24 protein-coding genes and 3 tRNA genes are annotated in these 23,410 nt (G+C 66.0%); 10 read left to right on the top strand and 17 right to left on the bottom strand.

The genetic code is table 11. The annotated features are described in order from the left end of the window. Nucleotides 1-53 precede the first annotated feature (53 nt). From IEY81_RS02055 to IEY81_RS24640, 3 genes are all read left to right on the top strand, one after another. A complete protein-coding gene (locus IEY81_RS02055; RefSeq protein WP_189116755.1) occupies nt 54-491 on the top strand; it encodes an SsgA family sporulation/cell division regulator in 438 nt (145 codons plus the stop codon). 157 nt (nt 492-648) lie between these two features. After that, entirely contained in the window at nt 649-2,043 is a 1,395-nt protein-coding gene (locus tag IEY81_RS02050) for an OFA family MFS transporter (protein WP_189116754.1), read from the top strand. Next, the gene (locus IEY81_RS24640) at nt 2,040-2,141 is read left to right on the top strand and encodes an MFS transporter small subunit (protein ID WP_444544142.1); all 102 of its coding nucleotides are present in this window, start codon (nt 2,040-2,042) and stop codon (nt 2,139-2,141) included. Before IEY81_RS02050 ends, IEY81_RS24640 begins: the two co-directional genes overlap by 4 nt. A 15-nt stretch (nt 2,142-2,156) precedes the next feature. On the opposite strand, the gene IEY81_RS02045 is transcribed toward IEY81_RS24640, so the two are convergent. Beyond that, complete coding sequence (locus IEY81_RS02045; protein ID WP_189116753.1) at nt 2,157-2,978, bottom strand: aminotransferase class IV; 822 nt, start codon at nt 2,976-2,978, stop codon at nt 2,157-2,159. A 168-nt stretch (nt 2,979-3,146) separates the two neighbouring features. Here IEY81_RS02045 and IEY81_RS02040 point away from each other — a divergent pair. The 3 genes from IEY81_RS02040 (at nt 3,147) to IEY81_RS02030 (ending at nt 3,434) form a co-directional block, all read left to right on the top strand. Further along, a tRNA-Gly gene (locus IEY81_RS02040) sits at nt 3,147-3,219 on the top strand. A 35-nt stretch (nt 3,220-3,254) separates the two neighbouring features. Further along, nucleotides 3,255-3,325, top strand: a tRNA-Cys gene (locus tag IEY81_RS02035). Nucleotides 3,326-3,359: 34 nt separating this feature from the next. After that, nucleotides 3,360-3,434: transfer RNA gene (locus tag IEY81_RS02030), tRNA-Val, on the top strand. 97 nt (nt 3,435-3,531) lie between these two features. Here IEY81_RS02030 and IEY81_RS02025 read toward each other — a convergent pair. From IEY81_RS02025 to IEY81_RS01970, 12 genes are all read right to left on the bottom strand, one after another. Next, nucleotides 3,532-4,731 carry a site-specific integrase gene (locus tag IEY81_RS02025; RefSeq protein WP_189116752.1) on the bottom strand — a complete coding sequence of 400 codons (1,200 nt, stop codon included), beginning with the start codon at nt 4,729-4,731 and terminating at the stop codon, nt 3,532-3,534. Then, the gene (locus tag IEY81_RS02020; RefSeq protein WP_229787205.1) at nt 4,728-4,931 is read right to left on the bottom strand and encodes a helix-turn-helix domain-containing protein; all 204 of its coding nucleotides are present in this window, start codon (nt 4,929-4,931) and stop codon (nt 4,728-4,730) included. The genes IEY81_RS02025 and IEY81_RS02020 overlap by 4 nt, the downstream gene beginning before the upstream one ends. 279 nt (nt 4,932-5,210) lie before the next feature. Beyond that, nucleotides 5,211-6,986, bottom strand: a complete 1,776-nt coding sequence (locus IEY81_RS02015; protein ID WP_229787203.1) for a hypothetical protein — start codon at nt 6,984-6,986, stop codon at nt 5,211-5,213. A 23-nt stretch (nt 6,987-7,009) separates the two neighbouring features. Beyond that, nucleotides 7,010-8,572 carry a DNA cytosine methyltransferase gene (locus IEY81_RS02010; protein WP_189116750.1) on the bottom strand — a complete coding sequence of 521 codons (1,563 nt, stop codon included), beginning with the start codon at nt 8,570-8,572 and terminating at the stop codon, nt 7,010-7,012. Beyond that, entirely contained in the window at nt 8,572-9,588 is a 1,017-nt protein-coding gene (locus tag IEY81_RS02005; protein ID WP_229787201.1) for a bifunctional DNA primase/polymerase, read from the bottom strand. The genes IEY81_RS02010 and IEY81_RS02005 overlap by 1 nt, the downstream gene beginning before the upstream one ends. Next, complete coding sequence (locus IEY81_RS24590) at nt 9,588-10,007, bottom strand: WhiB family transcriptional regulator (protein WP_189116749.1); 420 nt, start codon at nt 10,005-10,007, stop codon at nt 9,588-9,590. Before IEY81_RS24590 ends, IEY81_RS02005 begins: the two co-directional genes overlap by 1 nt. After that, a complete protein-coding gene (locus IEY81_RS01995; protein WP_189116748.1) occupies nt 9,994-11,079 on the bottom strand; it encodes a helix-turn-helix domain-containing protein in 1,086 nt (361 codons plus the stop codon). The genes IEY81_RS24590 and IEY81_RS01995 overlap by 14 nt, the downstream gene beginning before the upstream one ends. 309 nt (nt 11,080-11,388) lie before the next feature. Beyond that, nucleotides 11,389-13,632, bottom strand: coding sequence for a P-loop NTPase family protein (locus IEY81_RS01990; RefSeq protein ID WP_189116747.1), 2,244 nt, complete (start codon nt 13,630-13,632; stop codon nt 11,389-11,391). A 2-nt stretch (nt 13,633-13,634) separates the two neighbouring features. Continuing rightward, on the bottom strand, nt 13,635-13,862 hold the full coding sequence (locus tag IEY81_RS01985) for a hypothetical protein (RefSeq protein WP_189116746.1): 228 nt from the start codon (nt 13,860-13,862) through the stop codon (nt 13,635-13,637). Nucleotides 13,863-13,954: 92 nt separating this feature from the next. Beyond that, nucleotides 13,955-14,323, bottom strand: a complete 369-nt coding sequence (locus IEY81_RS01980) for a hypothetical protein (protein ID WP_189116745.1) — start codon at nt 14,321-14,323, stop codon at nt 13,955-13,957. After that, nucleotides 14,320-14,532, bottom strand: a complete 213-nt coding sequence (locus IEY81_RS01975; RefSeq protein WP_189116744.1) for a hypothetical protein — start codon at nt 14,530-14,532, stop codon at nt 14,320-14,322. The genes IEY81_RS01980 and IEY81_RS01975 overlap by 4 nt, the downstream gene beginning before the upstream one ends. Nucleotides 14,533-14,553: 21 nt before the next feature. After that, nucleotides 14,554-14,820, bottom strand: coding sequence for a DUF6284 family protein (locus tag IEY81_RS01970; protein ID WP_189116743.1), 267 nt, complete (start codon nt 14,818-14,820; stop codon nt 14,554-14,556). Nucleotides 14,821-14,999: 179 nt separating this feature from the next. Here IEY81_RS01970 and IEY81_RS01965 point away from each other — a divergent pair, with 179 nt between their 5' ends. The 3 genes from IEY81_RS01965 (at nt 15,000) to IEY81_RS01955 (ending at nt 18,637) form a co-directional block, all read left to right on the top strand. Continuing rightward, nucleotides 15,000-16,217 (top strand): helix-turn-helix domain-containing protein, encoded by a 1,218-nt coding sequence (locus IEY81_RS01965; RefSeq protein ID WP_229787199.1) that lies wholly within the window; start codon nt 15,000-15,002, stop codon nt 16,215-16,217. A gap of 29 nt (nt 16,218-16,246) precedes the next feature. Further along, nucleotides 16,247-16,894 (top strand): NUDIX domain-containing protein, encoded by a 648-nt coding sequence (locus tag IEY81_RS01960; RefSeq protein WP_229787197.1) that lies wholly within the window; start codon nt 16,247-16,249, stop codon nt 16,892-16,894. A 600-nt stretch (nt 16,895-17,494) separates the two neighbouring features. Then, on the top strand, nt 17,495-18,637 hold the full coding sequence (locus IEY81_RS01955) for a hypothetical protein (protein WP_189116741.1): 1,143 nt from the start codon (nt 17,495-17,497) through the stop codon (nt 18,635-18,637). 146 nt (nt 18,638-18,783) lie between these two features. On the opposite strand, the gene IEY81_RS01950 is transcribed toward IEY81_RS01955, so the two are convergent. Both IEY81_RS01950 and IEY81_RS01945 read right to left on the bottom strand, forming a co-directional pair. Beyond that, nucleotides 18,784-18,993, bottom strand: coding sequence for a hypothetical protein (locus IEY81_RS01950; RefSeq protein WP_189116740.1), 210 nt, complete (start codon nt 18,991-18,993; stop codon nt 18,784-18,786). A gap of 92 nt (nt 18,994-19,085) precedes the next feature. Next, the gene (locus IEY81_RS01945) at nt 19,086-19,967 is read right to left on the bottom strand and encodes an AbiV family abortive infection protein (RefSeq protein WP_189116739.1); all 882 of its coding nucleotides are present in this window, start codon (nt 19,965-19,967) and stop codon (nt 19,086-19,088) included. A gap of 344 nt (nt 19,968-20,311) precedes the next feature. Between IEY81_RS01945 and IEY81_RS01940 the strand changes: the two genes are divergently transcribed. Further along, nucleotides 20,312-21,556 carry an AAA family ATPase gene (locus tag IEY81_RS01940; protein WP_189116738.1) on the top strand — a complete coding sequence of 415 codons (1,245 nt, stop codon included), beginning with the start codon at nt 20,312-20,314 and terminating at the stop codon, nt 21,554-21,556. Nucleotides 21,557-21,802: 246 nt separating this feature from the next. On the opposite strand, the gene IEY81_RS01935 is transcribed toward IEY81_RS01940, so the two are convergent. Together IEY81_RS01935 and IEY81_RS01930 are read right to left on the bottom strand one after the other, a co-directional pair. Further along, nucleotides 21,803-22,348: a flavoprotein gene (locus IEY81_RS01935; protein ID WP_189116737.1), complete on the bottom strand. Its 546-nt coding sequence runs from the start codon at nt 22,346-22,348 to the stop codon at nt 21,803-21,805. Nucleotides 22,349-22,446: 98 nt separating this feature from the next. After that, nucleotides 22,447-23,349: a response regulator transcription factor gene (locus IEY81_RS01930; protein ID WP_189116736.1), complete on the bottom strand. Its 903-nt coding sequence runs from the start codon at nt 23,347-23,349 to the stop codon at nt 22,447-22,449. Between the last annotated feature and the right edge of the window lie 61 nt (nt 23,350-23,410).

The raw sequence follows: 23,410 nt of genomic DNA, 5'->3' as shown, positions 1-23,410 counted from the left end.
CCGACGGGTACTGGTCCGTCTCCTTGGCAAGACAACCAACAAGGAGCGGACGAATGAGCGACATCAAGCACCCGGTAGTGCAGCAGGACATCAAGATCTCGTGCCTGGACCCGTGGGGCCGCACGGTCAACGTGCCCACCACCTTCGGCTACCGCGAGAGCGACCCGTACGCGGTCAGCCTGACCTTCCATTCCGGCTCCGGTGACGTCGAGTGGGTCGTCTCCCGAACCCTGATGTTGCAGGGCCTGGCCGCGCCGGCCGGCGAGGGTGACGTGAAGATCTACCCGAGCATCGACGAGGACGCCAGGGCCGTCGCCGTGCTCGACTTCAGCTCCCCCGACGGCCGCCTGATCGCGACCGCCGACTCCCGCGAGGTGCAGACGTTCCTCGGCAAGACCTTCTCGGCCGTCCCGGTCGGCTCCGAGGGCCAGCACCTCGACCTCGACGCCCTCGTCGCGGACCTGCTGGGCACCTCCACCGACGCCGAGTAGGCACCCGCCCGCCTCCTCATTCGTCTGAACCCTCCCGATCCCGGATGTCCGGGGCGGGAGGGTTCGTGCTTTTCGCTCGCCGGAAGTCACCCCTCGCGGTTGCCAGATCAACTGTGGTAGTGATGTGCATCACCCCCACTCCATCTCGGAGGTCAATGTGCTGCCAGCTTTCCTGTCTCGTGAGCGAACGGTGGCCGGCCCCGGCTACAGCCGCTGGCTCATCCCGCCCGCCGCGCTCGCCGTGCACCTCTGCATCGGCCAGGTGTACGCCACCAGCGTCTACAAGACCGCTCTCGTCGAGCACTTCGACACCAGCCAGACCGCGATCGGCGTGATCTTCTCGATCGCCATCGTGATGCTCGGTCTCTCCGCCGCCGTCATGGGCACCTGGGTCGACCGCAACGGGCCGCGCGCCGCGATGACCGCGGCCGCCGTCTTCTGGGCCTCCGGCTTCTTCATCGGCGCCCTCGGCATCGGGACCGGTCAGCTGTGGCTGGTCTACCTCGGCTACGGGTTCGTCGGCGGCATCGGTCTCGGGATCGGCTACATCTCCCCCGTCTCCACGCTGATCAAGTGGTTCCCGGACCGCCCCGGCCTCGCCACCGGCATGGCGATCATGGGCTTCGGCGGTGGTGCGATGATCGCCAGCCCGCTCAGCGGCCGGCTCCTCTCGCTCTACGACCCCTCCTACACCGGCGACGCGAGCACAGTGCCCGACGGTCACGCGGTGATGCTGCTCTTCCTCACTCTCGGGGTCGTCTACCTGGTCTTCATGTCCTTCGGCGCGGCCACCGTCCGGGTGCCACCCGAGGGCTGGACCCCGCAGGGCTGGGACCCGGCCAGCGTCAAGGAGAAGAAGCTCGTCACCACCGCGAGCGTCTCGGCGAACAACGCGATCAGGACGCGTGCCTTCTGGCTGGTCTGGATCGTGCTCTTCTGCAACGTCACCGCGGGCATCGGCATCCTCGAGCAGGCCGCGCCGATGATCCAGGACTTCTTCCGCACCGACGGTGTCTCGTCCGTCAGCGCCGTCGCGGCCGGCGGCTTCGTCGGCCTGCTCTCGATCGCCAACATGGGCGGCCGCTTCGTCTGGTCCTCGACCTCCGACGTCATCGGCCGCAAGCCCATCTACATGATCTACCTGGGCGTCGGCCTCATCCTCTACCTGCTGCTGGCGACCGTCGGCGACGCCTCGATGGCCCTCTTCGTGCTTCTCGCCGTGGTGATCCTGTCCTTCTACGGCGGCGGCTTCGCGACCGTCCCGGCCTACCTGCGAGACCTCTTCGGTACGTACCAGGTCGGCGCCATCCACGGCCGCCTGCTCACCGCGTGGTCGGCCGCAGGAGTCGCCGGACCGCTCATCATCAACGCCTTCCTCGACGCCCAGGGCGAGCCGGGGACCCTCACCGCGGCCGCCTACCGCCCGGCGCTGCTGACCATGGTCGGCGTGCTCGCGGTCGGTCTGGTCGCCAACCTCCTCGTCCAGAAGGTGAACGAGAAGTACCACGAGCCCGCCACCGACCCGGCCGGCGCCGAGAGGAGCGCAGCATGAACCCGAAGATCGCAGGTGCCTGGGCGTTGGTCGGCACCCCGCTGGCCTACGGGGTCATCGAGACGCTGCGCCGGGCGGCGCAGCTGTTCACCGGCTGAGCCGGTCGGCTCCGGTCAGAGGCCGAGCAGGCTCGGCTCGTTCTTGCGCCACGCCTCCTGCGCGGCCTGGGTGACCGGGCCGCGCGGGAGGGTGCGCTCGCCCCACTGGGTCACGGCCTGCACGTCCCGCAGGCTGGAGGTGAGGAAGACCTCCGTGGCGCACTCCTCGACCTCGGCGAGCGGCTCGTCGGCCTCCTCCGCCCCGAACCACTCCAGCACCAGCGCGCGGGTGATCCCGGCCAGCGGCCCGCTGGAGAGCTTCGGGGTCTTCAGCACGTCGTCGAGCACGTAGAAGACGTTGCTCCCGGTGCCTTCGCACAGGTCACCGATCGTGTTGGCGAAGATCGCCTCGCTCGCCCCGTGCCTGTGGGCCTCGGCGAGCGCGATGACGTTCTCGGCGTACGACGTCGTCTTCAGGCCGGTCGTCGCCCCACGCTCGTTGCGGCGCCACGGAACGCTGACGACCTTGGTCTCGACCGGGGTCGGCTCGGTGTCCTCCAGGCCCACGATGACCGTGGGCTCGACCTCCGCCCGCCCGGACCCGAACGGCGCCGGCCCGCCCGTGACGGTGATCCGCAGCCGTCCGTACGCCGTCGGCTCCGCCCCCAGGACAGCCTCGACGCCCTTGGTGATGAACGCGCGGTCGAGCGGCGGAAGCCCCAGCCCGCTCGCGGACCGCTCGAGGCGGTCGAGATGGAGCGCGAGCGCGAACGGCTGGTCCTCGATCACCTTCAGCGTCTCGAAGACGCCGTCGCCGACGACCAGACCGTGGTCATGGATGGAGACCGCCGGGGCGGCCGAGTTGTCGAGAAAGTGACCATCGATCCACGCGCGCATACGACAACTCTATGACGTCCCTGGTCAGAGCCAGGAATGGCCGCTCCGGCGATTCGCTCGATCCCCTGCGAATGACACGCAGGTGACCCCCGATTTGTACGCCGGGAGCGGCTCCGTTAATGTTCTTCTCGTCGCCGAGGGCACGGGAAACCGGGCCTGAAGCAACAAGCGGACGTAGCTCAGTTGGTAGAGCGCAACCTTGCCAAGGTTGAGGTCGCGAGTTCGAGCCTCGTCGTCCGCTCGGAGTAGGTCTCCACCGGAGGCAATGCCTCCAGCGGTGGGTTGGCCGAGAGGCGAGGCAACGGACTGCAAATCCGTGTACACGGGTTCAAATCCCGTACCCACCTCGAAGCACCACCCTGATATAAACTGAATAACCACGGACGATTGGCGCAGCGGTAGCGCGCTTCCTTGACACGGAAGAGGTCACTGGTTCAAACCCAGTATCGTCCACCATAGAAATCGGCCCCTGACCAGCGGAAACGCTGACCAGGGGCCGGTTCGATTTCAGAGATTCGAAAGAGCGTTCGACAGTGCCTGACAAAGTGCCTGACTAACTGGCTTCCGGACGATTTTCCTTATCCGGCTTGCCGAATACGGCGTCCATCGCCTGAGCGCCGGTTTCCATCACCGGGCGCAGCTCGTGACGGTAGATCAGTTCGGTGACCTTGCTTCCTCCGGTATGACCAACCAGGCGGGCGATCTCCTCGACCGATACCCCGTACTCGGAGAGCAGCGAGACGAACGAGTGCCGCAGCTCGCGCGGGGTCCACTCCTTCGGCTCGATTCCCTCGACCTTCGTGAGAGCGCGCCTGAAGCTGCGGCGGACATTCGCGGCGTCCAAGGCGGTCCCGATCGTCGTCGTGAACACGTAGTCGTTCTCGATCCATTCGGATCCGGCGAGGCGCTTCCATCTGGCTTGCCGGACCCGGTGATCCTGGAGCACAGCGGCAACCTGCCTCGGCAGGGCAAGAGTCCGCTTGGACTTCCGGGTCTTGGTCTCTCCTCCCTCTCGGTCGGAGCGCCACACGAACATGTGCGGCGGCATCGGCGGATCCGCGTCAGGATCGCCGTCGAGGTTCACGTGATCCCAGCGGAGCGCACGGACTTCCTCTGTGCGCGCGCCGGTGAGCAGCGACACCACGATGTATGGGTGCATCGTGTCTCCCTCTGTCGCGGTCAGAATCGCCTTTGCCTGAGCGAGCGTGAGCGACTTGGACGGGCGGCCGGCCCGACCTCTCGGAAGGTCGACTAGGTCCGCAACGTTCTTCTCGACCATGCCGTGGATCATCGCTCGTCGGATCGCTTGGCGCAGTAGCCGGCGAACCTGGCGGAGGCTGTCCGTGGCGAGCACCTCGGCTCTCCCGGCGAGCCACTCGTCCAGGTGCTGAACTGTCAGGCGCTGGAGCTTCTGACCGCCGATGAACGGGATGATGTGGGTTTCGCAGATGATCCGGTTCTTCTCCCGGGTCTTCTCCCCCGCTCGACTCCCCTGTCCGTACTGCAGCCAGTTCTCGACAGCCTTCCGTACGGTGTAGTGACGGGCCTCCGGCACCAGACCCTTGCGGTACTTGTCCACCGCAGCGCGCATGTTGCGGAGTGCTTCGGTCTCGCTCTTGCCGGAACCGCTGCGGACGATGCGCTTGCCGTTGGCGTTGTAGTCAACCGTGGTCTCGGCGATGTACCGCTGTCGGCGCTCGTCCCAGCGGACACCGCCTTCACCGCGTCCGCGGCGCTTCTTGTCTTTGGTCATGCTGCGTTCTCCTCGATCAGTTCGGCTACGTACTCGGTCAATGCGGTGACGGGCACGAGGCGGCGGCGTCCTTCCTTGACCGTTCGGAGGCGGCCGGAGCGGATCAGCTCGTAGACGACGGATCGGCTCATTCGTAGTGCCTCGGCGGCTTCCTCGACGCGGTAGAGGATGGGCGGGATCTCCCGCTTCAGGTCGGTCACCGGTTGGCCTGCTCGGCGGTCTGGTTGCGGCTTGGGTCGGCGGGTGCTGGTGCTGCTCGATGGGTTCCGAGACATTGGGATCTGTTCTCCTGTGGTTGGTGGTTGGGGCGGTGCTGGGGTGAGTTGCTGGACCATGGGGGCGGGAAGTGATGCCGCAAACCCCGCAAATACCGCAAATGGGGTCTGACCTGCGAAAACAGGTGCGGTATTTAGAATCTGCGGCTTGTTCTAAATACCGCAAACACCGCAGATTTGCGGGGTTTGCGGTATTTGGCGGGATCACCCCGGTTCCAAATACCGCATGCTGTTTTCCCTGGTCAGGTGGGGGTTTTGCGGTGTTTGCGGTATTTGCGGGTTTGATTCGGGGTTCGGGAACAGACCGGTCTCGACAGGTGCCGCTCCTGCCCCTGGTCCAGCCGCTCTTGAGGTCTTCGGCTGGGTCTTCTCGGGGCGTCGTTCGACGTAGTAGGCGCGGGCTTTGGTGTGGGTGTCGGTCTCGGCTCGGAGGACGACGGTGCCGCGCCAGCGGCCGATCTGTCCGGTGAGGATGCGGCCGAGGCTTTTGGGTGAGAGCAGGCGGCCGTTGTTGGTGGTGGGGAAGGTGCCTTCCCACCTGTCGGGCATGCCGGGGTCGGGTTCGGCGCTGGCGCGGAGCTCGGCGGCAGTCATGCGGCGTTCGCCGGTGAGGTGGTGCCAGCGCAGCAGGAACGCGCGCCATTCGGCGTAGTCGTCGTCTAGGTCGCGGGCCTCGGCGTGGTTGGCGAGGAACGCGGGCACTTGGTGGTGCTCGAGGAAGCCGCCGAGGTAGCGCGCCCAGCGGGAGAACTGCCGCATTTGCGGCACCTTCTTGGATACGGGTGCGCCGGCGCGGGTCCAGTCCAGGATGAGCACCAGCAGGTGACGCAGGACGATGGCTTGGTTGGCGGGGTCGAGGATCCAGGTGTCGAGGTCGGGTATCCCGAATCCGGTGCGTTCGGAGGGGTCGGGGCAGTCGGGGTCGAGGCGTACCCACACGGTTCGGGAGGCCATGTCGCCGCCGGTGCGGAGGTTGTTGCCGGTGGCCAGCCAGAGCCGGTCGTTGGGGAAGGATGCGGCGGAGTTGGTGCCGAGGCGGCGGTCGGTCCACTTGTGTTCGGTGACCAGGCGGGCCAGGACGGCGGAGTTGATGACCTGGCCTTCTTCCAGGTTGTCCCACACGATCACGCCTACCTGGTCGGCCAGAACGGTCGTGATCGACTTGCGGAGTTCTTCGTCGGAGTCGGTCCAGGTCAGCACGCTTTGTCCGACCATGAGCCCGATGCAGCTGGTGAGGATGGTTTTGCCGGATCCGGGCATGGTGGCCTCTACGACACCGAACGGGCTCAGGGCTCTGGTGAAGGGATGCAGGATCGGCGTGGCGAGCAGGGCGAGGTAGTTGGCTTTGTCGGCCGGGGCGAGCCAGGGGAAGTCGCGCAGGAACTTTCCGAGGAGGAAGTCGCGGGCTTCGCTGACCTGTTCGGCGGTGGGGTGCTCGGGGATGGGGTCGTGGGTGACGCGTCCGGCGAGGTAGTAGCCGGTCGCCTCGTCGTATCCGGGGGTCTGCAACAGGGTGCCGTCGGGTCGCAGGACGGGGGTGGTGATGACCTTGTGCAGCACGGGCAGGCCGGGCCACGAGGTGCGTGTGAGGACGGATTCGAGGACGTGGCGGGGTGGGGTGATCTCCTCGTCATAGGTGGCACCGCCGTTGGCGCGTTGGCGGGTGCGGTAGACCTCGGCCTGCTCGGCTAGCAGTCGGGCCAGCAGCGGGGGGCGGAGCTCGGTGGAGCGCAGGGGCGGCGGCGCATCCTCGTCACCGGCGACCAGCTCGGCCGCACCGGAGACCTCCTCCAACACGACGGGTGATCCGTCGCGGACGTAGGTGGCAGAGAGCAGCCTCTGGTCCAGCGCCTCAGACAGCGCCTTGATGGAGGCCGGGTCGGAACCGACCTTCACACGCGGCCGTCCGTCCTCCGACAGTGACCGCAGCGCGGGGCGGTTTGCTCGGTGCTCGTGCTGTTCGATGGTGTGCTCACTCATCTGGTGACCTCCCGTGGTCGTGTTCAGGCGGCGTTCTGGTGGGTGCGGCGGGCCGTGCCCCAGCCGAGGGCGTCAGCGACGCGACGGCCGAGCCAGGCGGCGACGTTGACGGCGACGGCATTGCCGGCCTGCATCTGCTGCTCGCCCTGGTTGCCGGTGATCACATACTCCCGGCCGAACCGCTGGGCCCAGGCAGCCTCACGAGGCTTGAGCATCCGGAAGTAGCAGTCCTCGACCTCGACCGCGGCTTGAAGCAGCGCGTGCTGCTCCCTGGTCGCGAGGGTGGAGAGCGCGTCAGCGGTGGCCGAGTAGGGATTGGCACCCTTGCGGTACGGGATCACCAGGGACTTGTTGACCTGGGCGGTCTGGGTGCGCAATGGCTCGGTGACGGGTTTGTTCATCGAGGGGTCGGCGGTGGCGTAGCCGCCGTGGTGGGCCGAGACGAACGCGCCGGGCGGGATGGTGAGGCCGTGGTGACGTCCACCGGCCGCCAGCGTCGGAATGGGGCCGGCGGCGACGGGGTGGTTGCGGCCATGCTTGCGGCTCATCGTCACGAACGGCTCGCTCATCGCGATCCCGTTCTGGATCGCGGTCACCTGCGCCGGGGTCGGCGACCCGAGCAGCGGCCATGCGCGCAGGTAGGAGTTCTTCGCACCGCTGGCGGCGTCCCAGGTGTTCCCGCCGGCACCGATGAGGACCGGGTCGGCGATCGTCTGAAGACCAAGCTTGATCCGAGCCATCGTCTTCGGCCCGAGGTCGCGCAGTCCGTGGGCTTCGCGGTCGCCGATGCGGACGCCGAGGTCGGTCCAGTCGATCACTGTCGCGGCGGGTGCGACGTAGGGCTCGACGGGTCCGTGGTCGCCTTCGGGGCACACGTAGATGTATTGCGGCCCGTACTTCCCGACCGGCATCCCGTTGATCCGCTTCGTCTTCGGTTTCCACCACTGGCGGGCCTCGACGTCGTGGCCGCATTTCTCGCACCACGCCGCCGGGCGGGGCTCCAGGTCGAGCAGGGGCACGTCGGAGCGGGTGATCCCGAAGTAGATTCGGTCACGCCACTGCGCAGCCGGGGCGTTGTCCTCGCCGCCGACGTGGGCGGCGGAGACGCACACGAGCTGGACGTCGTAGCCGAGGGTGGTCCAGCCGTGCAGCCAGGTGCCGATCAGGTGCCAGTCGGCGGCCTCGACCACGTTCTCGACCAAGACCACGGCCGGGTTGTGGACCTCGGCGTAGCGCAGCACCTCCCAGAACGTCACCCTTGTGCGTTCGAACGCTTTGACAGGGACGTGGCCGTGCTCCTCCCACAGCCCGGGCTGGTCCGGGTCACGGGGCTTCCTGCGGCCGCCAGCCTGGGACAGCTCGGTGCAGATCGGGCTAGCCCACAGAAGGTCGGCCTTGGGCAGATACCGGACGTCGACCTGCTGGATATCGGCGCACAGATGCTCGGTGTTCGGGTGATTCGCGGAGTGGGTCTCGATCGCCCGCGTCCAGTGGTTGGCCGCGACCTTGACCTCGAACCCGGCCTCGACCAGGCCGCTCGAGGAGCCGCCCATGCCACAGAAGTAGTCAACAGCGGTCAGCGTCATCAGGCAGCCTTCCTCGGGTCGGTACGGGAGTTGTCGCGCTGGCTATGTGGGGTGCGGGGGTTGCGGGCGCCGGTGGCGAACCCGGAGCGGATGGTGGAGTCGACCTCGCCGGGGGTGCAGTTGCAGCCACCAGTCATCAGGACGTGGGCGGCGTCGGCGAGCGCGTCGTAGGCGGTGGCCTCGGCCAGAGCGCCACCAGCCACGAGCTGACCGAGGGCGACCGCGGCACAGAACAGAGTGTGGTTGTGCTGGCCCGGCATCGCCTCGGTCACCTTGCGGGCCTCGCCGTTGACGGCAGCGGCGACGTAGGCCGGGACACGCTCGGCGCTGGCATCGAGACGCTTCGGAGCCATGGTGGGCGCGGCGTGACGCTGCGGGCTGAGGAGGTCGAGCAGGAACAGTGGCAGCGGAGCCGGCGGCCGATCCTCAACCACGGCGTAACAGCTCGCGCCTGTGCTGGTCGCGATGATCGTCGGAGGGGCGACGACGTAGCCACCCTGTGCCCGGGTGTCGACCAACCAACCGATCGTGCCAGCTGTGTTCCCGAATCGAGCACCCTCCGGTGCTTGGTAGTAGAGGTGGGTGCCGCCGGAGGGCGTGCGCACCGTGAAGGTCGGTGTGATGGTGCCGCCGCGGGCTCCGGCGATGTGGTCGAGGACCTCGGCCCCGGTGGTGATCCCGAACCGGTTCCACGGTTCCGGGATCACGGTGTCGGGCTTGGCGGTGTCCAGGTCGACCACGACCAGGCCGGAGGGGCCGGTGGCGATCCCGAGTCCGTAGGTGGGGGCGTCGTTGGCCCAGGCGCGCTTGATCCGGTCGGTGTTGGTGGTGGCGCGGGCGTCCCAGCCGATGTGGCCGTTGCGGCAGCGCGGGTCGGTGCGGTTGCAGTCGGCGGCGCGGTGGTCGGGGCGTGCGGGGCGCTTGGTGTTCGGAAGGAGGGGGAAGACGTGCCAGCCACGGGCAGCGGCGGCTAGCGCTCCGGCGAGCATCGGGCGGGTCTGGGGTGCGGGGTACATCAGGCGGCCCTCCTCGAGCTCGTGCGGGTCCGGCGGGCATCGGAGGCGGCCTTGGTCGCGCGGCGGGCCTTCTGCCGGCACAGGTCGCCGCAGTAGACGGCGTTCGGGGCGGTGGCGGTGAACGGCTCCTCACAGCCGCGGCAGATCTGCTGCAGCCCCGTGGCGCGGGCGGCGCGCTTGAGGTCGCGGCGTTCGTTCTCGGTGGTGCCGCCCCACACGCCCATGACCGCGCCAAGGGAGAGCGCCAATGCGAGACAGTCGGGGCGGACCTCGCAGGTGGCGCAGACCTTCTTCGCTGCCTGGGGGCTGGCGCCGATCTCGGGGAAGAAGAGCTCGGGGTCGGTCTGCGGGCACAGCGCCCCCGGCAGGTCACCGGGTGACACGGTGCGAAGCACCGGGGTGGTGTCAGGCGACGTCATCGCGGTTCGCCTCCTTGGTCCAGCGGTAGACGGTGCGCTCGGTGACCCCGAGCAGCTCGGCCACCTCGGGCACGCTCATCACTCGTCGCAGCTCGAGGGCGGCGCAGGCGGGGTGGACGTGGTTGCCGTCGTCCTCGCCCAGGTCGGTGTCGCAGATGGCGCAGAGCCCGGTCTCGACCTCGCCCAAGTGGTCCTGGTCGCCTTCGACGGACTCGGTGTGGTGGGTGTCAGGGATGACGGTCAGGACCGGTGTGGCGCTGACATCCGGGGTGACAGCAACCGGCGAGGCCATGGTCGCTTCGGGCTCGTGCTCGGGGGCGGTGTCACCCTCGATGTCAGCCCGCATGTCAGGTGCTGTGTCAGGGGTGGCAGCGGCCTGGCGGCCGAGGAGTTCGCGGTAGGCGGTGGCGCCGGCTGAGTGCTTCTCGGCGGAGGTGGTGAGGCGTTTGGCGGCCTTGTTCTCGGCGCGTTCGACGGTCACCTTGATCTCGGCCAGGGCGTGGGTGCGGGCGGCGAGACGAGCCGACTCGCGGTAGCCGGTGATGGTCTCCATGTGGGCCTCGTGGCGAGCCTCGATAGTGGCGAGAGCGCGCTGGTCGCGGATCTCAGCGGTACGGGCGCGGATGATCTCGGCCGTCTCCGGAGAGACGGTCACCTGATCGCGGACCCCGTCAGCGACCAACAACAGCGCCGCGAGCGCCGGGATCGCGGACCAGGGGCCCATGTGCCCGACGGCGGCCAGCAGGACGGTGGAGATGGCCACGGCGATCGCGGTGGCGGCGCCGAACCCGTAGGCGGCGGCCCGCTGGCCGGACTTGTAGGCATGAATCGTGGTGTGCCCCAGTGCCGCCCACACGACGTCAGCGGCGAGCGCGACGGCGACACCGACGGCGGGGGCTGCGGAGCCGGCGGCGGGGATCATCTGGGCGACCTGGGGTGCGATGGTGACCGCGACCTGGACGAATCCGACGGCGGTCATGCCGTAGCCGACGGCCGCGAGACCCGAGAGACGGGTTCTGGTGGGTGTGTGGCCGTGCGGACGGCCCTCGGTGTAGCTGGTGTGCGCGTTCATGACGGTGAGTGCTCCTCATCAGGGCTGAGTTCGAGCTGGAGTCGGGCTGTTTCAGGCATGGGAGAGGTAGGGACGTGGGCCATCGAGCGTGTTTCGGAGGGTTTCTCCGCTACCGGTTCTGGTGGCGGGTGTGGTGGGTAGCGGTAGCGGGTGCTGGAGGGGTCCGGATCGGCCCAGATCCGGGTTCGAACAGGCGTGCGAGCAGGGGTTCTACTGTGCTACGCCGCAGGTCAGGTAGCAGTTTGGGTAGTAGCAGGGGTGCTACGGGTAGCAGCCGCTACGGCTACCAATCTGGGCTGTTTCGAGGGCTCATTCGGTCCTCCCGGCGTCGTCTTCGTGGGTCTCGGTTTCGGTGTGGCCGAGGGTGTCGGTGAGGTCGCGGCGGACCAGGCCGCGCTTGTTGGTCTGCTCGCCGTCGAGGTTGCGCTTGACCTGGACGGTGCGGATGCCGTGGGGCTTGACCGCGGCGGTGACCTGCGCGCCGGTCCACCCGGCATAGAGCGAGCCCTTGTGCTCGGCGAGGCGGTTGGCGAGCTCGTCGCACCAGACCTTGCCGTTGGGCCACTCCGGGTCGTGCTCGGGCCACACCGCGAGGAGGTGGTCGAGGATCGAGCCGGTCTCGTCGTCGGGCAGCTCTTCGCCTGCCGCCATCCCGGTCAGGCGACCCGCGGCGATGCGGGCGGCGCGGGCTCGGGCGGCGATGGCCTCGGCGGCGGGGGCGTCGACGAAGGAGGAGCGGACGATGACCGGGTCGTCGCCCTCGCCGACGAGGTAGGCAATACCGAGGTCTTTGCGGCCGAAGGTGGTGGCGCGGATGCCGGCCTTGTACATCGAGGTACCGAGGACCATGTCGTTCTCGGTCTGACCCATCACCTTCAGGCACAGCCGCAGGACCGCGTTCGCGCTAATGCCGGTGGGGATGGACTTGGCATCAGGGCGCTGGGTGGCGCACCAGACCATGATCCCCACGGCGGGGCCGCGCTTGACCAGGTCGGTGACGATCTCGGTGATCTCAGCACCGTAGGTGGGGTGCTCGAACATCACCTGGGTCTCATCGAAAGCCCAGAAGATCGGGTGCAGCCCCAGAGACTTATCGCTAGCGAGTGCGTCGGTGACCTTCGACTCCGGGCACACCTCACGGGGCAGATTCTTGATCGCCTTGTAGCGACGACGCATCTCGATCGCACCCGCCCGCAGGTCACGGATCAGGTAGTCCATGTCCTCGGGGTCATCACCCGACCGGTTCGCGTGCGCGACCGCGTCGAGCGGGGTCAGATCGGAGCCGCCCTTGAGGTTGTAGGTGTGCAACTCGACCCGCGGATCCAGACCGGCGGCCAGGCACAGCAGGCGCAGGGTGAAGGTCTTACCCATCCGCGGCAGCGCACCGATCAGACCCGCCGCGAACATCAGCGTCACGGTCACAGGGCGGCCGCGCTGGTCGACACCGATCGGGATCGGCTCGAACACGTTGACCTTCCCGGCCTTCGCGAGCGGCCAGGGGGCGGGCTTGGACTGCGCTAGCGACTTGTCCGCGACGTAGAGGACTAGGCGGCCCACGTGGACCTCGGGGTCGGTCTCGGGCCACACCTTCCCCAGCGACCGGCGCAGACCAGACGCGAGCCGGTCACGCTGCTCGATCACCTCCGAAGCAGTCACACCCGGGGGCAGGTCGAGCTCGGCACGGAACCCGGCACCGTCGCGCATGATCGGGGAGACGAACGCGATCGCCTTCGACCCCTCCTTGCTGATCGCCTGGTTCAGCCGCGCCAGACCCAGGGAGGACAGGGCGTTGATGATCAGCTCCGAGGTCAGCCGCGGTTCTTTAGCGGTCTCCACGGCACGGCCGGTGATCGGCTTGTCCGGGTTGCGACCCAGAACGCCCAGACCAGCCAGAGCCGCAGCCGCCAGACCGACCTGGATCAGAGCAGAGTCGATCCCGAAGACGACGAACGCGGCCAGGCTGGCGACGCCCAGCAGGGCCAGGAACGCTAGGCACAGGCGGGCGCGGATCTGGTTGCGGTGCGCCTCCTGCAGCCGCAGGTAGGCCGATGCGTCGGTGGTGTTGCCGCGCACCGCGAGCCGGTTGTCCCGGTCGGCGGTGTCGAAGATCCACCCCCAGCACCCAGCCAGCACGCGCCCCAGACCGAGCGGCGAGCGGGCGGCGAGCTTGGCGTAGTACGCCGGCAGCCGCACACCGTGATAGGTCGTGGTGTTCCCGTAGTGCTTGGCTGCCCACAGCGCCGCGGACTTGGCCGACTCCCGGTCCTTCGCCCAGGCGGGCAGGATTTCCCGGTGCGGAGCGGCGGCGCGCTGGGCCGACTTCGGGCGCTCGTCGACTACGGCCAGCACCTGACCGTCAACGGTCTCTACGGCCTCGGACTCCTCGTCGGCGGTTGTGGTGTCCTGAGCGTCCTGAGCGCGCTCAGAGGCAGCCTGAGTGGCCGGCGAGCCTGCCTCGGAGCCGGTTTCCGGCGCGGCCTCGCGGGCGCGTCGTGCGGCGTCGAGGTCGTAGACCCCGATCTCGGTGGTCTCGTGGTTCGAGGTGGTCGTCATGATCAGAACCAGCCCTTCGAGAGTCGCTTGTTCAGCTTCCGGATGGTGCGCTTGGCCTTTCGCAGGCGACGGCGCACGGTCGGGTCTTCGGTGTCGATGCCCTGTGCGGTCAGGACGTTGACGACGTCGTCGCCGTTGGTCATGGCCTGGTTGGTGGCCACGATCTTGTTCAGCTCGTTCATCGAGGGAGGCCGACGCCGACGGTTGGCGCGGTTCTTGTGCTCGCTCACGGGGACTCCTCAGATCTGTGCCTAGTCCTTGTGCTTGAAGATGACGTCGGCGATGAAGTAGATGACGGCGATGGCCAGGAGTGCGGTGCCCATCAGGCCACCGCCTCGGACCAGACCCGCTGGGTCGTGGTGATCTCCACCCACACATCGACCTCGCTCGAGGCGGCGGGCTCCCACCCAGCCCAGGTGTGGCGCACCAGCAGGCCGTAACCGTCCTCGGTGTCAGCGGTCATGTGCTCCGACAGATGCAGGGACTCAGCGAGCGTGGCTGCGGCGGTATAGCCGGCCGGGCGGATCGACAGGCGCACCGCCGGGCGACGCTCATCAGAAGCGTCAGCCTTGAGTGCGACGCTGGGCAGGGTCGGCTCGACGTCGACGGAGATTCCGTGGAGCTCGACGTTGGGGAGACCTTCGAGCATGGTCGCGACCCAGGTCAGGTCCCAGGACTTCGCGGCGCTCATCGGGCACCCCCAGCGATGTTCGCAGCAGCCGAGAGAGCCGCCGACATGCCCGTCTCAATCCCGTCCAGGATCGGGCCACCGAGCGTGGTCGAGGCCAGCGAGAGGCCGAGGACCGCGCCGAACGCAAGGACACCGGGATGGGTGCCACCCCACTTGACCATGCCGAAGGCGACGAGCAGAAAGATGATGAACAAAGGTGCGGTGATCATTGATCTGGTTCCTTCCGAGAATCAGGCAGCCTCGACCGGGAGAGCCGAGCCAGGGGTGGTCATTGCATGGGCAGGCGCGACACCAATCGCCGCGTCGTGGTTGGCCTGCTGGACCAGTAGGGACAGCAGGGCGCTCATCGCCCGACGGTGAGCCCGTCGAGCGAGCACATCTCCCGGATTAGTCAGGACGCGGCACTCCGCGTCGACCAGTTCGACACCAGCCGTGATTGAAGGCATCTCGGCCTCGATCGCTGCCAGTTCGTCGAGCGTGGGTTCGCGCTCCAACATCGCTAGGTCCTCTCAATCGAACACAATACAGCGTTGCGCTGTAATGTCTAGCCCGCTACCCTCAGTTCGGCGGCGGTTCTTGCTCGATATAGACGCTAGGAGCGGTTTCGCCCGACAGCCCGGAGGAAAATTCCGGGGTCGATACCTCTCGGGAGGCGAGGGTTGAGGCCATGCGAGGAATGACGACACAGCTCACACTCGGAGAACGGATTGCCTGGTACCGCCAGCGTCGAGGCCTCACGCAGGAAGTCATCGCCGGCCGCGTCGGTCGAACGGTCGATTGGCTCAGCAAGATCGAGAACGGCCGAATGGATCTGGACCGGCTCTCGGTGCTTAGCGCGCTGGCCGAGGCGCTCGACGTCTCGCTAGCCGACTTGATCGACGAGCCGCGCTTGATGGAGTGGACCGAGGGCAGCGGCCAACAGACGGTCCCGGCTCTGCGTTCGGTCCTCATGGACTACCGACATGTCACCGGCATGAACATCGGTACGGAGCGCGACCACGAACCGATGAGCCTGGATAGTCTCAAATACGCGCTGGACGACCTCTGGGACGGCTACCAGCGAGCCAAGTTCGGGTACGTCGTCAGCCGCCTGGTCGACTTTATTCCGGAGGCGCGCTACTCGGTAAGCACTCAGAGCGGCGACGCTCGCCGCACCGCGTCGGGACGACTCGCCTTGGCCTATCAGCTTGCCGCCACGGTGCTCACCAAGCTCGGTGAAGCCGACCTTGCGTGGAACGCCTCCAATCGGGGTATCGAAGCGGCTCACCAGAGTGAGAATCCGGTGGTCATCGGCTCGCTGATGCGATCCGTCGCACACTCACTTCTGTCGACGGGCTCCTACGCGGAGGCGGTCAACCTGACGAACCATGCTGCTGAGTTCCTGGAGCCTCACCTTGTGAAACCAGGGGCAACACTGTTGTCGGTGTACGGCACCGGCCTCCTCGCCGGTTCGATGGCAGCGGCGCGTAACGACGACCGTTCGACTGCGCGTGAATTTCTCGACGTGGCCGAACGCACGGCGACACGGCTCGGACGTGATGCCAACTACCTCTGGACGGCATTCGGGCCTACCAACGTCGGAATGCACCGCGTCTCAACCGCGATGGAGCTCGGCGACGTCCAGCAAGCCCTGAACCTGGGGCCAGCCCTAGACACTTCGGGGGCCACGACCGAGCGACGCGTACGTCATGCGCTTGAGGTCGCGCGAGCGCTGAGCACCGCAAATCGCCGCGAGGAGGCGCTGGCCGAGGTCCTAGGGGCCGAACAGCTTGCCCCGGAACAGGTTCGCTACCACTTCCTCAGCCGCCACCTGGTGCAGACCTGGGTCCGGACCCAGAAGGGCAAGCCGAGCCATCAGTTGAAGGGACTCGCGGATCGACTCCGCGTGACCTGAGTGATGGTGATTACTTCTAGGGTGGATGCATGACGACCCCGCCGATGGCCAAGCCCCGCGTCGCCGCTGGCGCCCTGTTCTTCGATGCCACGGACCACGTGCTGCTCGTCAAGCCCACATACAAGGAGGGGTGGGAGATCCCTGGCGGATATGTCGAGCCCGGCGAGACACCCATCGGTGCATGCCAGCGCGAAGTCAAGGAAGAGTTGGGCCTGGATCGCCAGATCACCAAACTCCTCGTTGCCGACTGGGCGCCTTCGGAGAAGGAAGGCGACAAGATCCTCTTCGTCTTCGATGGCGGAACGCTCTCGCAGCCAGAACGCGACGCGATCGAACTCCCTCCTGACGAGTTGGAGAGGTACGCCTACTTCCCTGACTCCGAGCTGCCGAACCTACTGATCCCCCGCCTCGGTCGTCGAGTTCAGGCAGCGATCGATGCGCGTCGCGAAGCGCGGATGGCCTACCTCGAACACGGAGTGGCAACCCACGAGACTGACCTGGACTGGTGGACGACCGAGGACGTGGCGAAACACCTCAATGTCGCGACGTCCACGATTCGCGCATACGCGGCTCGTGGCCAGATGCCCAGCCCAGGGAAGCACGTTGGCCGCACAGCGCTTTGGCGGCCGGAGGCCATTGGCTCTTGGAACGCAGAGCGCTCTCGCAAGCGGTTCTAGACGGTCCCTACGTGCAGCATGTCGCCCCGACGCTACTACCCCACTTGAATGAGTGGCCTAGCGACGGTGGCGGTCGCTCCATACATTGATGTCGCTCTTGGCTGGCCGGATTTGATCCACCGGAAGCCAAGCGTGCCGTATCTCGGGCTGGGGATAGACCGTGTCGACCCAGATGACCCAAGCGCGCCATCGGCCCTTGTGTAGCTCCCACTTGAGCACCAAGCCGGGCATCGGCGGCGGATAGTTTCGCCGCTGCCTATGCACCCAGACATGCAGCCAGGCTTTCGGGTCGGGCCAGGCGTCATTCTTCGGAGGGTTGGCGGACATACTCAAGGATATCGAACACGCGTTCGGTTTCGCGTGGGTCGGGTTCCTCGACGCCATCCCCGCCTTGGCTACCCGGCTCCCTGGAGCGCGGGCCGCCTGACCCGCGCGAGCACCCAGTGGCGCGATGCTTCGGTAGGGCTACGCACGGTTCACATTTGCACTACGGTATGTCGATGGACCTGTCATCCACAGTTCCATCACCTCAGCGTCGCGATAAGTGCATGGGACGCTCCGAACGACCGTCAATGACGATCCGGCGGGAAGTTAGAGATAGTGAAAATTCTTACCGAGCACGTCGGGCTCGTTGCGAGTGTCGCAGGCATCTTGTTCGTCACTGTCCGACTCGTGGTCATTTCTGGCGGATCCTGGGAAACCGCCGCCTCGGTACTCCAACTACAGGGCTCGGGTCCGGTTCTGGCGGCAGCACTCATAACAATAGCGGCCGTGATTCCGATAATTGCAGCTCACGCCTGGATAATATGGTCCGGCCATGAGGGCCGAAATTTTGGAATGTTTGACGCTGGATTCTACCTAGTGATCGTCGCCCTTACATTGCTCGTAACTCCATGGACCATCGGAATCGCGTTCATCATGATCTTGACTCTAGGAATAACTAGCGTCGGAATCATCCGCCGTTGGCCAGGCTGGAAATCGACGGCCTGGCCAAAGTGGAAGACCAAGATTAGGCAGAGCAAGAAGGCTTTCTTGTTCGCCATTCGAAAGCTGTTTCGGATACGCACACGGCGCGATGCTCAGAGAGCTCCGGACGCCACTGCTCCACAGAAATCCGCAGACCGAACCAAACGCGTCACTCAGGGTCTGGAAGACCTCCTTGATCGACTCGCCGACTATCGCACCGCTCCGGGACTCGACATTTTTTATGAACTTCGAGATATCGCAGCGGACATCGATTCGAACTCACCCAAGAGGTGGCTACGCGTACCTGCCAGATTGCATGCAGTATCCACCCGGATCGACGGGTTGCGCTCAAGCGACGTTCGCGCCGCCCGAGAGGATTTCAGAGCCCTCGTTCGCGCACTAGAAGAGTCTCACGACCGCCAGAACTCATTGATGCTCAGGCTATTTAAGGTGCAGCAATTCACCCTGATGGTCGTGACGCTCGCCACATTACTGTTCGTGCTTGGATTTTCGCCCGTCTGGATTCCGCTGGAAAGCGTGGAGACCAAGACTGACACCTACGTCGGATACGTCCTCAAAGAGTCGGAGGACGAAATCGTCCTACTGCAGGATGAGCCACGGGGGGTAATCCGAATCTCCGGAAAGACTGAACGGACGTATTGCACGAGACAAATCTCCCCTAAAAGCCAGTCGCAGCGTCGGCGAAGTGATGTCGCACCGGCCGTCTCTTTCCTGACGTCTCCGCGCTTCGAGTACCCGGTATGCCCTCTCCCCTGATGCTCATTGTCCAACACCCAAGGCAGGGTGCGTGAGACCTCCTCCCTGGTGACTCAAGGCGCTCCGGGTGAGAGCGTGCGGCCTGGTACCCGGTCCCCTAGGCGCCGCGCAAATATAGAGGAGCGCTCAGCCCGTAGACCAAACGCTCACTCTCCAGGCGTCGACCAACCCGGCTCATCCACATCGACCGGCAACACTGGCATCCCGAACGGCAACTCGAGTACGTTCCCGTACGCCTCCTGCCACGCCGCCCACTCCAGATCGCTCCGAGCCGTCATCCGATCCACCCGCTCCGGCAACGGCAGCGACGGATCGTCCAACAGTTCCGGCGGGAACTCGACCACAGGCTTCCTCATACGTACCTTCTACCCCGACTCGAGCGGTTCTAAACCGAACTGCGAAAAGTCCCCCGACGCACAGCCGCAGGCCCGACCATCGACGCCGGCGGCTACAAAGGGCCAGTGCCGGTGTCATGCTCTTGGTCCCTCTGGGCATCCCCCCGGTCAAGGTCCTCCTTCATCCACAACAACTCTCGCGTCTCGGCTTCGTAACCGGGCTTGCCCAAGTTTCGGAATGGGTTCGGGTCCGCGTCGGGCAGGTTGAAGCGGTATGCCGCGTTCTTCAGCGGTACACCGGGGATGCCTGCCTTCATGGTCTTCTCCACGGAATCGAAGGCTCGCCGAACCTCCGAAGGCAGGTCGTCGCGGTCGCGGCTTCTCATCCAGCCCAGGTCGTCCTCCGTGAGTGGAGCCATGCCCGCCTCTTGCTTGTCTTGCCGCTTTCCCTCGATGTGCTCGCCTAAGCGAAGCTGCCAGCCGATTTGGTGGACGTAGGCGACCACCTCGCGCAGTGCTTGCTCATCGGCGACGTCTGTCGGCGCCAGCACGTTTCCAGTCTTTCCGAGATCAACATAGAAGCCCCGTTGCTTGGAACGGTCATGGCGGCGTGACCATGCCTTGATGGCTCCTAGGGTCGCGGCGTTCGCCGCCGGGTCGGCGGGCTCCGTGCCGAACCAGTATTGCTCCTCGACAAGGAAGCCGTGGACCTTCTCCAGTTTCTTCTGATGGCTGGCCCATAGTTCGTCCAGCCACAAACAACTGAAGGGCTCGCCTTCTCGCTCTGACGTCATCTCCACTCGGCGTTCATGGACCGCTATGGCTTTCCCGGACTCCTCCATGCCCAGGATGGCCAGTGACCTAGCCAGCGCGACGTGGCCCAGGTCCAGGACAGCTAGGGCGGAGGTCAGGAGGGCATCCGCGTTGGCCAGCAACGCGTCTTGGAGTTGGACCACGCGCTCGGGGGTGAGGTCGGGGAGCTTCCGCAATGCCATATGGCCAAGTCTGCACGGAACGACCGTCGGTACGGCCCAGAACTCGCGGGCTGGGCACCATATGGAGTTCACGGTGCATGTTCCGGGCGGAAGCAAGAGTTTCTCCGGGAAACCTCGCTACTCGACTGACGAGCCAATGGAGCAGCAGCGACGGACATCGTGTGCCGTACCTACATACCCAGTATTAGGTACAAGTTGACGAGACGCCCGCAAACGCCAGGCATTGGAACTCGCTGAGGGCGATGATTCGACAGAGTCTCATCGGCGAGCCAATCTCCGGGAGAGTGGATGAGAGTGACATCCAGTGAGTTGGGTTGGGCTAAAGAAAGAAGGGCGGTATCCCATTGGATCAGATCTCGTTCGAGCAGCATCCCATCTGGTCCACGGCTGATCGCCTTACTGCTTTCTTAACCGAGGCAGCAAACCGAGCCGACCCTGATTCGGTCGATCTCCTTCAGCAACTCAGATACGTCTTGTCGGCCGTTCGGTCACACGCTCATCCGACCGATACATCGCCGTATGCACGAGCCTCCCTCGACACAGTAAACAACCAACTGGCTGCGGTCGAGCAAGAGGTCCGAAACTACGTGTCAAACGGTAACCGCGCCCATCTGGGAAACGCTGGTGGTCACGCTGATGGGGCACTCCACCATCTAGGGTCCCTGCCCGTCGGAGCCTTGCGAGGAGGGGCTGCCAAGCAGGCGACGCAGACATTCAACGAGTATCGCGACCTTGCCGATCAAACGATCGCAGAACTCACGAAGCAGTCACAGGACTTGCAGCAGCGAATCGCTGAACAGCAGGCTGTGATGGATCAGCATGTCCGAGACGTCCACACTCAGCTGGATGCCTTTCGAGCTCAGATCACCAGTGACGAGACCCGACTCGACGAAGCACTGACCAGGAATAACGAGGTATTCACCGCAAAGCAGACTGAACGCGAGGATCGATTCCGAGAAGCATTGGATAACCAGGCATCAAGGCTTGAAGAGATCGTCGCCGGGAGACTGCAACACATGCAAGAACTCGAAACTGACGCAAACGAAGCTTTCGCTGCGATTGATCAACTTCGCCACGACACAGAGAAGGTGTCTGGACTCGCGGCTGCGGACATTCTCGCCGGAAAATTCGCCGAGCACTCAAAGCAACGCTGGGCTTGGGGAATCGGCGCGAGCATAGTTGGACTCGCTGCGCTGATCGCTGGCGTCGTCTTCCTCATACTCGCTTTGCGTTCCATAGGTGCTGACGACTCGATCAGTTGGCAGTATGCTGTCCTTAAGATCGGCGCAACTGTGACGATTGTTGGCGCCTCCGCGGTTGCTTTTCGCCTAGGTGGGCAGTTCCTTTCTGAGTCCAGTGCCAACAAACGTATGGAACTCGAGTTGAGGGCAATTGGACCGTTCTTCGCAGACGTGCAAGACCCGGCCGTCCTGCAAGGTGTCAAGCAAGCGTTTGTCGAACGCGCGTTCGCCGCTGGTGCTGGAGGTGCTGGCGCAGCCGACCAGTCGGCGCTGAGCGGCCAAGATGTAGCCGCGCTGCTTCGCGATGCATTAGACGTCGTCAAAACGATCGGTGCGCGCGGCGCATGACCCTAGGGGCCACACCACGGGGCGTTCCTGCCGAGGAGTCTGCCTGACAATCTGCCTGACAATGACGCTAGCCAACTGCCGACATTCGCGGACGTTCACGGACAGTTGACCTAGCGACGCGAATCGCGCCCCGGCTGCCCAACTCGATTGACACGGAAGAGGTCACTGGTTCAAACCCAGTATCGTCCACCACCAAGAACCCCGCCCGCCAGGCTAGATGCCTGGTCGGCGGGGTTCTTCTCGTTCTCAGCCCGCCGCTCGAAGAGCGGAGTCGAGGATCGCTTGCCACGGCAGAGCTTGGTCCGGTGGGGTCTGGCGCGGCGGGTGGAGGGGCCAGAGGTCGGGGCCTTCGATGAGGTGTACGCCGGCGCTGCGAAGGGCTGCCATGTGGGAGGGCCACGCGGAGTGCTGGGCGTGAGCGGCGTTGATGAGAGGGAAGAGCACGACGGGCGTGGTCGCGAGGTTCTCGGTGACCACCGTGAGCGCTTGGTTGTCGGCGAGACCTAAGGCGATCTTGGCGGTGGTGCTGAAGGTGGCTGGGGCGACCACGATGACGTCGAGATGGGCTGGGTGGGTGCGGGGCTCCCACGGGAGGCGGCTTGTGCCGCGCACCTCGAAGCCGGTGGCCGCCTCGATGCGGGCGGCCTCTCCGTTCTCGCTGAGCCAGGTGAACGCCGTGGGGGTCAGGGTGACCGGCACCTGATGGCCGGCGTCGACCAGCGGCATCACCAGCTCGTCGCACAGCTGGTCGACGCCGCCGGCGGCGCTTGCGATGACTCCGATCGTGGCCATGCGGGGAGCGTACGGGACCCCCGGGACTATGACCGAGGGTCTGAGCTCGTGAAAGATTCACAAGGTCAGACCCTCGGTCATAGTGCAGATCAGGGCGGTCAGTCGATCAGGCCGGCCTCGCGTGCCATCCGGACGGCGTGGACGCGGTTGTTGGCGTTGAGCTTGCGGGTGGCGCTCTTCAGGTAGGACTTCACCGTGCTCTCCACGATGCCGAGGGCGTCGGCGGCTTCTCTATTGCTGTGGCCGAGGGCGACCTGGCGCAGCACGTCGATCTCGCGAGCGGCGAGGCGTACGGCAGGAGCGGCTGGGGCCGGTAGCGCTGCGCTCCGCTCCCCCGGCGCCGCTGTGAGCCGCAGGACCATCGCCTCGAGGCGCGCCCGGACCTCGGCGTCGGCCACCTGGCCGGCTAGGGAGGTGAGCTCGGCGGCCATCTCGCGGCGCTCGGCAAGATCCTGGCGCGCGGCGGGCTCGGCGGGACGAACCGTGACCGGCGGGGTCGGAGCGGGCGCGAGGCGGGAGAGCCGGTTGCGGACCTCGTCGTCGATCAGGATCTCGCGCTCGAGGGCACGGATCATCGGCCGCAGGGAGTCGTACCAGACCGGTCCGAGGCCGATCCGCGAGCGCGAGGCCAGGTAGATCAGCATCCGCGGCGTCCGGTCGACCAGGATCGGCAGGGCTGCGACGGTCTCGAGCTGCTCCTGGCGTACGACCGTGTCGTAGCGGTGGGTGATGCCGCGCGCGGTGTAGTAGTGGTCGACCGCGCCGGGCTGCAGGGTCTGCAGCGTCTTCCCGCCGAGCCCCTCCCCGCTGAAGATCCGGAGGCCGCGCAGCGCGCTCCCTTTGGCGCCGCAGGTCGCGGTGATGTCCATGATGCTGCCGTCACCGCGTACGGGACCGCCGAAGGCGAGGTCGAGCCCGGACGCCGCGCGGAACGAGGCGAGCGTCTGGGCGATCCGGGAGCCGTCGTAGGGCGCCTCGGCGGCGATCACGCTGCTGCTCATGATGACGAGGGTAAGTGACCGTCATCACAAGCAACAACTGGCGGGCACCCTCCTTCGAGGG

It is taken from the genome of Nocardioides luteus, from assembly GCF_014648595.1.
GTDB classification, from domain to species: domain Bacteria; phylum Actinomycetota; class Actinomycetes; order Propionibacteriales; family Nocardioidaceae; genus Nocardioides; species Nocardioides luteus.
Note: the sequence above shows the minus strand (reverse complement) of the source record. Positions and strands in the feature narration are given on the sequence as shown.